This window comes from Bilifractor porci (assembly GCF_009696005.1).
GTDB lineage: Bacteria > Bacillota > Clostridia > Lachnospirales > Lachnospiraceae > Bilifractor > Bilifractor porci.
Map to the genome: position 1 here is coordinate 71,968 of NZ_VUMV01000003.1, position 12,453 is coordinate 84,420.

Annotated in this window: 10 protein-coding genes; 1 reads left to right on the forward strand and 9 read right to left on the reverse strand. The window is 46.2% G+C overall.

Going from position 1 to position 12,453, the window contains the following annotated elements; genetic code table 11:
* Positions 1-503: 503 nt before the first annotated feature.
* Positions 504-1,976 (reverse strand): xylulokinase, encoded by a 1,473-nt coding sequence (xylB, locus tag FYJ60_RS05420; RefSeq protein ID WP_330579118.1) that lies wholly within the window; start codon positions 1,974-1,976, stop codon positions 504-506.
* Between the two features lie 300 nt (positions 1,977-2,276).
* Between xylB and FYJ60_RS05425 the strand changes: the two genes are divergently transcribed.
* Positions 2,277-3,110, forward strand: coding sequence for a deoxyribonuclease IV (locus tag FYJ60_RS05425; RefSeq protein ID WP_154457654.1), 834 nt, complete (start codon positions 2,277-2,279; stop codon positions 3,108-3,110).
* Positions 3,111-3,192: 82 nt separating this feature from the next.
* On the opposite strand, the gene FYJ60_RS05430 is transcribed toward FYJ60_RS05425, so the two are convergent.
* The 8 genes from FYJ60_RS05430 to FYJ60_RS05465 all read right to left on the reverse strand — a co-directional run bounded on the left by FYJ60_RS05430 (position 3,193) and on the right by FYJ60_RS05465 (position 12,435).
* Positions 3,193-4,548 (reverse strand): chloride channel protein, encoded by a 1,356-nt coding sequence (locus tag FYJ60_RS05430; protein ID WP_154457655.1) that lies wholly within the window; start codon positions 4,546-4,548, stop codon positions 3,193-3,195.
* Between the two features lie 57 nt (positions 4,549-4,605).
* The gene (hxlA, locus tag FYJ60_RS05435; RefSeq protein WP_154457656.1) at positions 4,606-5,244 is read right to left on the reverse strand and encodes a 3-hexulose-6-phosphate synthase; all 639 of its coding nucleotides are present in this window, start codon (positions 5,242-5,244) and stop codon (positions 4,606-4,608) included.
* Positions 5,245-5,287: 43 nt separating this feature from the next.
* Entirely contained in the window at positions 5,288-5,848 is a 561-nt protein-coding gene (hxlB, locus tag FYJ60_RS05440; RefSeq protein ID WP_154457657.1) for a 6-phospho-3-hexuloisomerase, read from the reverse strand.
* A 489-nt stretch (positions 5,849-6,337) separates the two neighbouring features.
* On the reverse strand, positions 6,338-6,805 hold the full coding sequence (locus tag FYJ60_RS05445) for an Hsp20/alpha crystallin family protein (protein WP_154457857.1): 468 nt from the start codon (positions 6,803-6,805) through the stop codon (positions 6,338-6,340).
* A gap of 401 nt (positions 6,806-7,206) precedes the next feature.
* The gene (locus FYJ60_RS05450; protein WP_154457658.1) at positions 7,207-10,515 is read right to left on the reverse strand and encodes a DEAD/DEAH box helicase family protein; all 3,309 of its coding nucleotides are present in this window, start codon (positions 10,513-10,515) and stop codon (positions 7,207-7,209) included.
* A gap of 49 nt (positions 10,516-10,564) precedes the next feature.
* The gene (locus tag FYJ60_RS05455; RefSeq protein WP_154457659.1) at positions 10,565-10,969 is read right to left on the reverse strand and encodes an HI0074 family nucleotidyltransferase substrate-binding subunit; all 405 of its coding nucleotides are present in this window, start codon (positions 10,967-10,969) and stop codon (positions 10,565-10,567) included.
* A complete protein-coding gene (locus tag FYJ60_RS05460) occupies positions 10,956-11,267 on the reverse strand; it encodes a nucleotidyltransferase family protein (protein WP_154457660.1) in 312 nt (103 codons plus the stop codon). The genes FYJ60_RS05455 and FYJ60_RS05460 overlap by 14 nt, the downstream gene beginning before the upstream one ends.
* 43 nt (positions 11,268-11,310) lie before the next feature.
* Positions 11,311-12,435 (reverse strand): restriction endonuclease subunit S, encoded by a 1,125-nt coding sequence (locus FYJ60_RS05465; RefSeq protein ID WP_154457661.1) that lies wholly within the window; start codon positions 12,433-12,435, stop codon positions 11,311-11,313.
* Between the last annotated feature and the right edge of the window lie 18 nt (positions 12,436-12,453).

Genomic DNA, 12,453 nt, shown 5'->3' on the forward strand with positions numbered 1-12,453 from the left:
TTTATCATAGGTCTCAGATAGTCAGTAAACACTGATTATCATCTCCCCCTCATTTTGAAGAAGAAGACACCGGAGCGCGCCAGAGGCACCCCGGTGTCTTTCGTTTTCATAAAAACATGCCCTGTCTAATAATATACACAAACAGGCTTCCCTTTTCACCATTTTTTCAGTTTTTCATCCAACATTCTTCAATCTGTCTGATCTTTTTCTGTCTCTATCCACACTCTGTAGAAACTTCTCAGGATCCCGGCCGTTTTTTCAGGATATATGCAAAATCTCCACACACCTGAAAGATGCGCAGAGAATTTATCGTCGTTTTCCTATGGAAATATGATGGTGTCAAACAAGGCTTTCCCGTAGTGCCCGAACATGACCGCCCCGTGATCCATAAGGGTCGTCTCTTCCTGGCTGATGCACAGATGATATACTCCGATATCGTTCCGTAAATATCCACCTCGCAGGACCCCAGAACCTCTTTTTTTCCTGTCGAATTTTTTCCGGATTCAGAACTTCGGAAAAAGGCCTTTCAGCGCCGGATACAGGCTTCTGTACACCTGATACTTCTTCTCATATCGTTCCGCCGTTTCCGCATCCGGTCTTACCGTGTCCGTCACATGAACCATCTGCTTCACTGCCTCGGAAACACTTCCGTACTCCCCGCAGCCGACAGCCGCCAGAATAGCTCCTCCGTAGCCCGGCCCCTGCTCCGTCTCCGGAACGGTCAGCTCAATATTCAGTACATCCGCAAAAATCTTTTTCCACAGCGGACTTTTGGCTCCGCCTCCGCAGATCATACTGCTCTTAACAGAAATTCCCAGCTTCTCTGCCGCCTCCAGCGAATCCCGTATGCCAAAGGCAACTCCCTCCAGCACCGCCAACGTCATATCCGTCCGGGAAGTATCCATCGTCATGCCCAGAAAACAGGATCTTGCCGCCGGATCGTTGTGCGGTGCCCGCTCTCCCATAAGATAAGGCAGATAATATACATGTCCGGTTCCCAGCCTGTCTTCCCGGATTTCCGCCTGCTCTTTTTCGTATTCCGTCGTATGAAGAATCTCCTCCATCCACCATTTATTGCAGGATGCCGCGGAAAGCATGCATCCCATCAGATGAAAGCCTCCGTCCGCATGCGCAAACGCATGAAGCGCGTTGCCGGAATCCACACGGAAACTTCCGCTGGTTATAAAAATCGTTCCGGATGTTCCAAGAGAAATATTACACCTTCCCTCTCCGACCACACCGCAGCCGACTGCAGCGGCGGCATTGTCCCCGGCTCCCGCCACGACCTTGACGGTCTCCGGCAGCCCCAGTTCTTCCGCCATTTCCTTTCGGAGCGTTCCTACCACCTGCCAGCTTTCAAAAAGCCGGGGCAGCTGGTCTTCTGAAATTCCGCAGATCCGCAGCATTTCCCGGCTCCAGCATTTGTGCCGGACATCCAGCAGCAGCATACCGGACGCATCCGAATAATCCGTACAGTGCACCCCCGTCAGCATATAATTGATATAATCTTTGGGCAGCATAATTCTGGCTATTCTTCCGAACAGCTCCGGCTCATGCTTTTTCATCCAGAGAAGCTTGGGCGCTGTAAAACCCGCAAAAGCGATATTACCTGTAAGTGCGGTCAGCTTTTCTTTCCCGACTTTCTGATTCAGATCATCCGTCTCCTCCTGCGTCCGCCCGTCATTCCAGAGAATGGCAGGCCGCAGAACCCTGTTCCGGTCATCCAGAACAACCAGCCCATGCATCTGCCCTCCGGCGCCGATTCCGGCAATCCGGGTTCTGTCAACCTTCTCTGTCAGTTTTGGGATTCCTCTTTTTATGGCCGACATCCAGTCCTCCGGATTCTGCTCCGACCAGCCCGGATGTGGAAAAAACAGGGGATACTCCTCCGATACAATATTCTTTATAGAGCCTCTTTCATCCATCAGCAGAAGCTTGACCGCCGATGTGCCCAGATCGATCCCGATATAATACACGCCGCACCTCCTCTGTCGCTTCAGAGTATCAGTCACCATTGTCTATTTTAACAGTAAACTCTCCTGGCACGCAAGGAGGCTATGGCAAATGATACAAAATTTTGTATTACATCCTGTATTTCAAAACACCTGTACCCATGCACTCCTGATTTTCCTTCTCCCTATAAAAAGGAACAGGCCGCCGCCTCAACCGGGGCATTACTGTAAACACTTCCATGCTTATGACACGTTGCTGCCTCTGGTACAAAACACGCCGGGATGATACAATCGCTTCAGCAATCTGTAAGAGGAGGAAATTATATGATCTGCATTGGAAATCATGTGTCGGTCTCAAAAGGCTGGCTGGCCATGGGGCAGGAAGAACAGGGTCTTGGAGGAAATACCTTTGCATTTTTCACCAGAAATCCGAGGGGCGGAAACGGAAAAATGCCCGAGGAAAAAGACGTACTGGCGCTTCAGCACTTCCTGGAGGAAAATCAGTTCGGGACACTGGTCGCACACGCTCCCTATACCATGAATCTCTGTTCCGCAAAAGAAGATGTCCGCCATTTTTCAGAAAACGTGTTCCGGGAAGATCTCGCAAAGATGGAGATGCTGCCCGGCCAGCTGTTCAACTTTCATCCCGGCAGCCATCTCAAGCAGGGATATGAAACGGCTGCCGGCCAGATTGCCGCCGTACTGAACCGGACGCTTACCGACAGCCAGACCACCACCGTACTTCTGGAAACCATGGCCGGAAAGGGCACAGAGGTTGGCAAAACCTTCGAGGAACTCCGGGGAATCCTGGATCGGGTCGAAAAAAAAGAGAAAATCGGCATCTGTCTGGACACCTGCCACGTATGGGATGCCGGCTACGATATCGTAAACGATCTGGATGGCGTACTGCAGGAATTTGACCGCGTGATCGGGCTGGACAGACTGAAAGCGGTGCACCTGAATGACAGCAAAAACCCCATCGGCTCCCACAAAGACCGGCACGAAAAAATCGGCTTCGGCATGATCGGGAGGGAAGCACTGCTTCGTGTCGTCAGGCATCCGCTTCTGCAGGGCCGTCCCTTCATCCTGGAAACGCCCAACGATGCGCAGGGCTACCGGGAGGAAATTGCGCTGATCCGAAACAATCTTCTTCCATAGCCCGAAAAGAGCCCGGTTGTCCGGGCTCCTGAAAAAACAGCTTTTCTGTGTTTCATAACAATTTCCAGTTATCTTCTTCTCGCTAGTCCTCTTTCTCCCCGGGATGCTCCGTTTCTTTCAGCTTCAGATCATAGCCGCCCTCCGGAATGACACCGGTGCCGGTGTTGTCCAGTTCAATCCTGTGATCCACCTTCGTCATAACGCGCCGTGCGCGAAGCTTGGAGAAAATAATAACCTGGCTGGAAAAAAGGCCGTTGTAGCCGGAAAAGACAAAGCTGAGCATGCAGGCCATGCCGAAGTAAGGCAGCCCGGCTCCGCCGAAAACCTCTGCCGAGAGAAGAATAGATGTGATCATAGTGTTCGTCACGCCGCCGAACATCGCCGCAAAACCGACAGCAGCCGCAAAACCGGACGGAATTCCCAGCAGCCGGCCGAACACACAGCCAAAGACAGCGCCGATATAAAAGGTCGGGACAATCTCCCCGCCCTTAAAACCAGCCTCCAGCGTCAGCGCCGTGAAAAGAATCTTTAAGGCAAAATCCCAAGGTCTGGCCTCCCCCTGTCCGATGGCTCTCACAATGACATCCATGCCGGAGCCGTTGTAATCCTGGTTTCCCACAAGCAGCGTCAAGACAACAATCACTGCTCCGCCCGCCACGGCGCGAAGATACGGATTGCGCAGAAAGTGTTCATAAAACTTCTTTGTCTGGTGCAGCACCTCTATAAAAGCAGCGGAAACCAGCCCGCAGGCCACGGCAAGAACCATGACACGCGCCATCATCGTCCATGTGACCGCCGGTGCCTCAATCCGGAACCGGACCGGCTCCGCCCCCATCCATCCGGCCACCTGGGAAGCAAGAATGGACGCAATCATCCCGGGGACCATCACCGCGTGCTTGACCATTCCGACACTGATGACAGTTGCCACAAAAACCGCCGCCGTGACCGGAGTGCCGAAAAGAGCAGCAAAAAAGGCGGCCATCCCGGTCATAGTCGCTACCTTTTCATCCTCTTCATCAAAACGGAAGAGCCGCCCGATATGATTTCCGATGTCCCCGCCGATCTGCAGCGCGGCGCCCTCCCGCCCGGCAGAGCCGCCGCAGAGATGCGTAAGAACCGTTCCTGTAAAAATAGCCGGAACCAGGCGGAATTTCAGAGAATCCCCTTCCACCGCAGAGTCAAATATCCTGTTTGTTCCCACTCCTGATATGTTCAGTTTGCGGTACAGAAAAACAATCAGAACACCTGCCGCGGGGAGCAGAAAAATCAGCCATCCGTGCGCGGACCGGATTTCCGTTACGGCTGCCACGCACCTTGCAAATACGGCTCCCGTGGCTCCGCACACCAGTCCCATCACAATGGAAAGCAAAAGCCACTTAAAAAAATAGCCGATATAATCGACTGCCCACTTTTTCCGTTCTTTCCGGCCGTGTTTCATGGTTCCTGTCATCTCCTGTCCTGCTGTCATAATGTCCCGGTAATTGAACCGGTGGGATTATACATTAAATGACTGAATTTTCTCGTAGATTCGTTTTGCCTCTGCAGCCGGATTCTCTGCTTCTCCAATCGCACCACCGACAATAAGTACGTCCGGCTTCAGTTCTGCGTACACAGGAACAGTATGGTATTTAATCCCTCCTGCCACAGAAATCTCGGCATGTTTCGCATATTTCTTCATAATCCGCAGATCATCCAGAGGTGTTCTTCCCATTTTCTGCTGGTCAACTCCAGTATGAACCGCTATCCCCTGCACACCCAGTTCCTCCAGTTCTGATATTTTCCGGGGTAAGTCAGCTACGCAGATCATGTCCGCACAGATTTTCTTTCCATATCTATTTGATGCTGCAACGCAGGCTTTGATCGTAGCAAGATCAGTCACTCCAAGAACAGTCACATAATCAGCACCGGCTCTGAATGCGGAACCTGCTTCCAGTTCTCCCGCATCCATGATCTTGGTATCCGCAAGGATTTCTTTTTCCGGAAATGTTTCACGAAATCTTCGAACAGCATTCATGCCACTTTCCATAATAAAAGGCGTTCCAATTTCGATAATGTCAATATAATCTCTGACCTGCCTGGTAAGTGAAAGTGCATCTTCCAGATTAAAAACATCAAGTGCAAACTGTAACTTCATTTCTCCTCCCTTTTCCTGATCTTTATATGATTTTTAATCCTCCTCACTCGAGGTTTGCGTGTCGTGTGAACATCTTGTCAGAACTTATCCCTCTCTTTTCCATCAGCCGTAGGATTATGGAATCAAAAAAAATAAATGCACATTGTTCAAAAAGAGAGCCCATGGGCTGAACAGACACCGTTTTATTCTTAACTCTGGCTTTTGGCGTTGGTGCCGGGATTTCAACAGCCAGATCCGCAATGCGTCCAATCGGCCCTTCCGGACAAATCGTTACCGTCGCAATTTGCGCTCCGATTTTTTCAGCTTTCTGCGTCATAGTGACCAGACTACCCGTACTGCCGGAACCAGATGCCGCAATAAATAAGTCTTCCGCTTCAAGACTCGGTGTGATAGTTTCTCCACATACATAGGCCTCAAAACCCATGTGCATCAGCCTCATGGCAAATGCCCTGGCGGCCATCCCGGTTCTTCCTGCACCTGCAACAAAAATCTTCTTTGCATCCAGAATCATATCCGTAAGTTTTTCTCCATCTTCAGGTGAAACCTTTCCTAAAGTATCTGCTATTTCTCCTGTGATCAGGCCTGCATATTCTGTAACATTCATCTTTTTTCCTCCCATACATCCCCACAAAAAACAGAACTGCGGCATCGCTTAGTAAATTGTTTTCTCACGCTTCCATACTCTTACCTGTATACCACACCCGGATTTATTTGTGAAGCAAAAGCTAAGTCATCAATCTGAATCTTTGCCGGAAAGCACCTGGGATTCTCTTGGTATGAAAAATTTTCCGCACTGGCAGAAGAGGCAGACCGGAAACCGGTCTGCCTCTTCTTTACATATAAGTTTTTCTTGCCAATAAAACACTTTCCTCGTGTTTGTCCTGAAACTGAATGCTCATTCTGTGAATAAAGCTACTCTTTATACAACTGCCCTTAATCTCTCTGGAATTCTGGGAAATGACTGCTATACTGTATTTCAAAATAAATTCTCACAAAAAGTAATAAAGGGCTGTGAAGAATCGAAAAATCTATTCTTCACAGCCCTTTTATTAAATGTTATCACAATGTTTATTTAAGAAGGAAATGACTTCTATCAGCCTTCAATGGATATTGTCTTATGCTCCGGAAGCTTCTCTGCCTGATCCTTTGCCGGAATGGTAATATGAAGAACACCGTCTTCAAACCTGGCAGTTACATCGCTTTCCTCGATCTCATCACCGACATAGAAGCTTCTTGCCATGTTGCCTGCATAACGCTCCTGACGAAGGATGTGGCCTTTTTTATCCTTTTCATCCTTGTTCAGGCTCTTATTGGTCTCAATAGTCAGGTAGCCGTTTTCCAATGACAGCGAAACTTCATCTTTCTTGAAGCCCGGTAGATCTACGGCAATTTCATACTTTCCGTCTTTTTCGGAAACATCTGTCTTCATAATATTCTTCGCATGTTTGCCATACAGAGGATTCTTTCTGTTCAGCTCTCTGTTGAATGCCTTATCCCATGCATCGAAATCGTCCATCCAATCATCCATCAGATTTTCTCCAAATAAATCAGGTAAATACATCATAATACATAACCTCCTTTTATTCGGTCCAGGATGCTGTTCTGAACTGTTGTTTACTGCGCTTATATCTGAAAAAGACTACTCGGAAATGAATCCCTGTGAGAGTTCTTCTTCGCTTATCTGAAGAACTCTTTTTCATTCCCTTTCCTCTTTACGATTATGTTATAGCCCCATTTGTTAGCAATGTCAAGAGGTGAGTGCTAATTTTTTTAAATTTTTTCTTTTGTATTTAACTGAGGTAAAACCGTTCCATTGACTCCTGCTCCAAGGAGAAAGTTTATATGTATCGAAGATAATATATTTTTACCAAACGTAAGTTTATGTCTTTCGCTGTAATTCATTTGCTTATCTCTATATTTATTCTACACTTAAAAGAAATCCTGCCAGTTATCTGGTGTTCATTAGGCAGCATTAGCATTGATCTGTTCGATTACTTTCCGAATACCCATCCACACATTCAGATCCGGGAAGATTTCCACAATGCTTCCGCGATCTGTGAATGGTGCTTCCTGTAGAACGGAGAGGTCTTTCATCATTCCATTGTGAACAATGTACTCTACGATCTGATTGACGAAATAAATCTGACGGCTGTCAAGATTGACGTTATTCAGATACGCTGAGAATGCCTCCTTTGCCGCATTCATATCAAGGCCGACGATGCTGCGAACAAATTCACCGAGAGGTTTATCACCATATTCCTGTTCATATTCTTCTTTGGTACCAACCTCACTCCATAACACTTCTTCCAAAATCTCGACATCGTTTGCCGTTAATGGCTTATTGGTTTTCAGCTTCGCAATCGTGATCATATCCTGATGATTTCGGACATAGTATTCTGCCTTTGCTTTATAATTGGCAAGCTCCCCATAATCCAATTCGGATTCATGGACTTCCATGTTCAGAATATCATCGGTAAAATTCGTATCATATCGTACAGACGGCGTGTGTATGTAAACCATCAGACCGCGCAGTTCCTGCCGTATCTTTTCTAGCTCATCAATACCGGCATTCTCCAGATAATCCGTATGTAGAATCTGTCGAATCAACTCAGACTTACCCTGAATAGCCGGTATGTTGGCAATATCAGCCAGCGCTCTAACATGTTTCAGGAGGTCTTTACGGGCTCTGGCATACTTCTCTCCTGAAAGATATGCCAGTTCTATTCCGTACATCAGCGCATCAAAACGGACGCTACTTGCCGAATCAGGATCCGGCAGAATCAGCGGAGCGAGCTCATCCTGCTCAATCAGCGTATCTTCGTAAGATAACGATTGATACCCCTCAGGCCTGGAGTAAAGTTCCACATACTTGATATGCTGCCGGACAGCAAAGTTCTCCCGGTTCAACTCAGATACCTTGCCGCTCATAACTGCAACTAATTTATCCCTATATGCTTTTAATCTCTGCGTCTGGTTTTCCAGCGTCTGAAGTTTATATGCTATCTGAAATTCCAGGTTAAAGACTGCACCCTGCAGCGCGATCTGATTAGCGGAAGGCTTTCCCTTGTTCATCCGGAAGAATTCAAAGTTCCCGCAGAAATCAAAGATATAGAATTTATCTTTATCTTTGCCATCCATAAGTCCCGGACAGAGTCTTGTCCCACGTCCGATCATCTGCCAGAATTTTGCCTTGCTCATGACCTTCTTGAAGAAGACAAGGTTCAGAATCTCCGGCACATCAATACCTGTGTCCAGCATATCAACCGAAATGGCAATCTGTGGCAACTTCCGCGGATCACTGAACTCATCAATCGCGCTCTGTGCATAATTGATCCGATTATCAATTACTTTGGCAAAATCATCCGACAGATGTGGATATTCCTTATGGAACACTTCCAGAATCTTTTCTGCATGAACGTGATTTTTGGCAAATATAATTGTCTTTCCGATTTTTTCACCGTAATCGATCTTCAAGCCCTGTGTCATGACAGTCTGCAGGACTTTCCGGATGGTATCCTCATTAAAGATCCAGGTATTTAATGCGGATGAGCCTATACAATCCGGAAGATTTCCATCTTCATCAATAAACTCTTTCTCATATTCTTCTTTTTCCTCATCTGACAGTTCATCGTAAACAATACCCTGATCTATAAATTTCAGTGTTGTCTCAACAGACTGAAAATCAACCAGATATCCATCCTTTACCGCCTGTGCAAGTTCATATCCATAAGTCGGTACACCATTTTCAAGGTCAAAGACTTCATAGGTGTTTTTATCAATCTCATTCTTCGGTGTTGCAGTCAGGCCGACAAGCGGTGCATCAAAGTAATTAAAGATGTCTCTGTATTTATTGTAGATGGAGCGGTGCGCCTCATCACAGATCACAAGATCAAAATGACCACAGGAGAATATCTTACCTTCTTCATCCTTTGCTTCATCAATCAGATTGATCATGGTCTGATAGGTAGAGAAGATGCAGTGTGCATCGTAGTTATTCTTTTCTTCCGTAATATTGCTGCAGGAAAGATCCGGCAGGAGATTTACGAAATTGCGTTTCGCCTGCACAACGAGTGAAGTTCTGTCTGCAAGAAAGAGAATGTTGCGGATCCACCCGGCATTCATCAGCACTTTACACAGCGCTATAACAGTTCTTGTCTTGCCCGAACCGGTCGCCATGACAAGCAGTGCTTTCCGGCGGTTCTTACTATCAAAACAGCCGCAGACTGCTTTAATAGCGGCTTCCTGATAGTACCGTCCTGCGATCTGCTTATCGACAACCACATTCCGGAGACTTGTCCGCATGGACAGAAGATTAAACCATTTCTCAAGGTCACGCTTTGACCAGATCGCTGCACACTGCCGTTCCGGATACTGTCCGTCGACAATTCTTGTATCAAAGCCATTCGTCAGGAATACAACCGGCCGCCTGTGATACTGCTTTTCCAGAATATCGGCGTATAGTTTTGCCTGCTGACGTCCTTTGGACACATCTACGCAGGTACGCTTTGCTTCAATGACCGCAAGCGGACGATGTGCATCATCATAGAGTACATAGTCTGCGTATCCCTTGCCGGAAGCACTTGGCATCCCGTCAAGTTCAACTTCATTGAGCCAGTCCTTACCTTCTGTCCAGCCGGCATCCACAAGCAGAGAGTCGATGTAAATCTTTCTGGTCTTGAATTCAGAGAGATCAAGCGGCTTTGTGACATACTCCGGAGCCTGCTCTTCCCGGCGTTTTGTCAGCTCCTCTTTCAGTGCCTTGTTTTCTTCTATCAGCGCTTTCAGGTCTACTTCCGCTGCATCTGATTCGCCTTTCGAATCCGTTACAGCTTCCGGGATCTGCACAGGCTGTTCCACCAGTGATTCATTATACTTATGTTCCTGATAGTTTTCTCCATAGCAATAAGAGATAAAGTCCATGAACAGGAACAGATCTTTCAGGCACAGTTTTGCCTGATCCAGCGTTGCCGGTTTTCCGGTATGGGCAACCTGGTTTCCCATTCGACGGATAAAATCAAGACGCCGCCAGAGACTGTCATCCATCAGATCTTTGAATTCTTCCGTATGAAGGAGTGTAACCAGATTATCCTGGCATGGCATGACAAGAGCCTTATCAACGGAATACATCCACTTGACAGCAAATTCCATGGCCCGACGGCAATTGATAATGCCGGCGGACGGATCAATCATCGCAATCTTTTCCGCCGATATAGCCACTGGTGCAAATGTATGGAATTGCGGCTCTGAATTCAAATAATCAAAATTTGTCATGAGAGAAGACCCTCTTTCTCCCTGTAATAATTGTGTTCCTGAATTTGTGTTAAAATTGCTGCAGCCGGAAGCCATATTTATCTTCCAGATTTTTTTTCAGATCCCGAAAAGCGGGAATGTAAGCCCTAAGAATTTCCGTCACAAGTTCACGTGCTGCCTTGCCATCGTATAAATGAGTCATGTCATTTCTGTCATGAAGCATGGCCAGATATGTCTGCTCATCGATAAAGTCATACACCGCGTATGACTCCTTGATAATCTCTCTGGGCGAGCCTGTGCGAGCTGCATTTCGTCCCTCAAAGGACAGAAGTTCCTTCAGAAGTTTCCAAGTTAATTCAAACTGAAGAGAAAATTTATCAATAATTCCGCTGATAATAAATTCATTCTCCAAATCTTCCTGATCTGCTCTTTCAAGAGACGCCAGATTCGAACAAAAATTTTCATATTTCTTCATAAATCACAATTCCATCCTTGTAAATGTTTTTATAGAATCCAGGCGAAAGTTCTCCGTCAAGGTTTACAATATCATACTCCAGCAATGTATCCGTGTTCTGATCCACTTCCAGACAGAACCTATTGAAATCCCCTCCGGAAACGGCAAGATCGATATCGCTCGCCCTCCAAAAATCGCCCCGGGCTCGTGACCCGAATAGAATCACTTTCTTCACGTCATATTTTATGGCAATATGCCTTATCTCTTCAATCACTTCCGGACGAATACCTGTTCCTGCTCCATCACCAATTTCTCTCATTTTCTTTCCCAATTATTAATACCCCGTGAAAATATCTGCCGCTTCAGATTTTCTCTGCTTCTTCGATGAAAATTTGCGCTGCAACTTTTGATTTGTTGACCTGCTTCTTGAAACTCACAAACTCCTTTTGAAACTCTATTGGCGGTACATATATCCCAATATTTTGAAATTCTTGTGCATTGATATTGGCTTGTCCTACTGCAGTTTTACATTTTGCAAGAAGCATCGCTTTGGAAAAATCTGTATTTAGAAATGCTGAAACAAACTCTGGCAGTGCTCTATCGTTTAGCCTTACACGGATAACAAATCCAGCAAGAACCATTTGCTCATCTCTATCGTACACGCATGTTTTTCCAACCAACTCTTTGCTATTTGTTCTGTTAAATAGTAGATCCCCTTTTCGAACTGCACATTTATCCAGTTCCTGATCTGGTATATCAATAGTTTTTACATCTGTTAGATCTAGCTCGCCCGAATATGTAATGTTGTTCATCCGCAGGTAGCGATATTTTCCTTGATTTCCTTCCGCTGCCTTCCGGCTCGAACCATATCGTACATCTGTTACCAGATCACGTATTGTTCCGGTTTCCCAGCCTTTTTCATTCTCTGGATACGATCCAAACATCTCGACAAATCGGGCTTTAATGAGATCGTCCAGTATATTAATCTCCCGTCGTCGTGCATCAATAATATTATATATTTTATTGAGGATTTCCGTTATTACATCTTGTTCTTGCCTTTCTATGACCGGAACCGGATATTCTGCGACTGCCTTAGGCTGTGCTCTTGTAAGAGACCCTCCTATACCAGTTACTTCGCTAGTCATAAGTTGTTTAAATTTGGGGCTTCGAAAATACCAGGCTAAGAATTCAGGATTGTACTCTGAATTTCTAATTACAATCCATTCAGACGATGCTATACATGGATATGCTGATTCGTCAGCAACAATCCAAACTCGGTTAATACGCGGATTGATTTTACAAAGAAGCACATCATTTTTTCTGACTTTTACCTTGTTGGAGGCAATTTCATTACCATGTAAATATTCTGGATGCCCTGTACTGTAGATTGGGACACTGTACATCTCAAATATTTGCTCAGGAGTATTCATCGGCGAAACGCTTTCGCTAACATATTCATTAATATTCTTAATTTTTGTATATTCCATCAGACGCACCCACAAATA

Bases quoted from the DNA above. Each gene is read 5' to 3' on its own strand.
- FYJ60_RS05425 (WP_154457654.1), top strand. From the start codon at position 2,277: ATGATCTGCATTGGAAATCATGTGTCGGTCTCAAAAGGCTGGCTGGCC.
- FYJ60_RS05430 (WP_154457655.1), bottom strand. From the start codon at position 4,548: ATGAAACACGGCCGGAAAGAACGGAAAAAGTGGGCAGTCGATTATATC.
- hxlA (WP_154457656.1), bottom strand. From the start codon at position 5,244: ATGAAGTTACAGTTTGCACTTGATGTTTTTAATCTGGAAGATGCACTT.
- hxlB (WP_154457657.1), bottom strand. From the start codon at position 5,848: ATGAATGTTACAGAATATGCAGGCCTGATCACAGGAGAAATAGCAGAT.
- FYJ60_RS05445 (WP_154457857.1), bottom strand. From the start codon at position 6,805: ATGTATTTACCTGATTTATTTGGAGAAAATCTGATGGATGATTGGATG.
- FYJ60_RS05450 (WP_154457658.1), bottom strand. From the start codon at position 10,515: ATGACAAATTTTGATTATTTGAATTCAGAGCCGCAATTCCATACATTT.
- FYJ60_RS05455 (WP_154457659.1), bottom strand. From the start codon at position 10,969: ATGAAGAAATATGAAAATTTTTGTTCGAATCTGGCGTCTCTTGAAAGA.
- FYJ60_RS05460 (WP_154457660.1), bottom strand. From the start codon at position 11,267: ATGAGAGAAATTGGTGATGGAGCAGGAACAGGTATTCGTCCGGAAGTG.
- FYJ60_RS05465 (WP_154457661.1), bottom strand. From the start codon at position 12,435: ATGGAATATACAAAAATTAAGAATATTAATGAATATGTTAGCGAAAGC.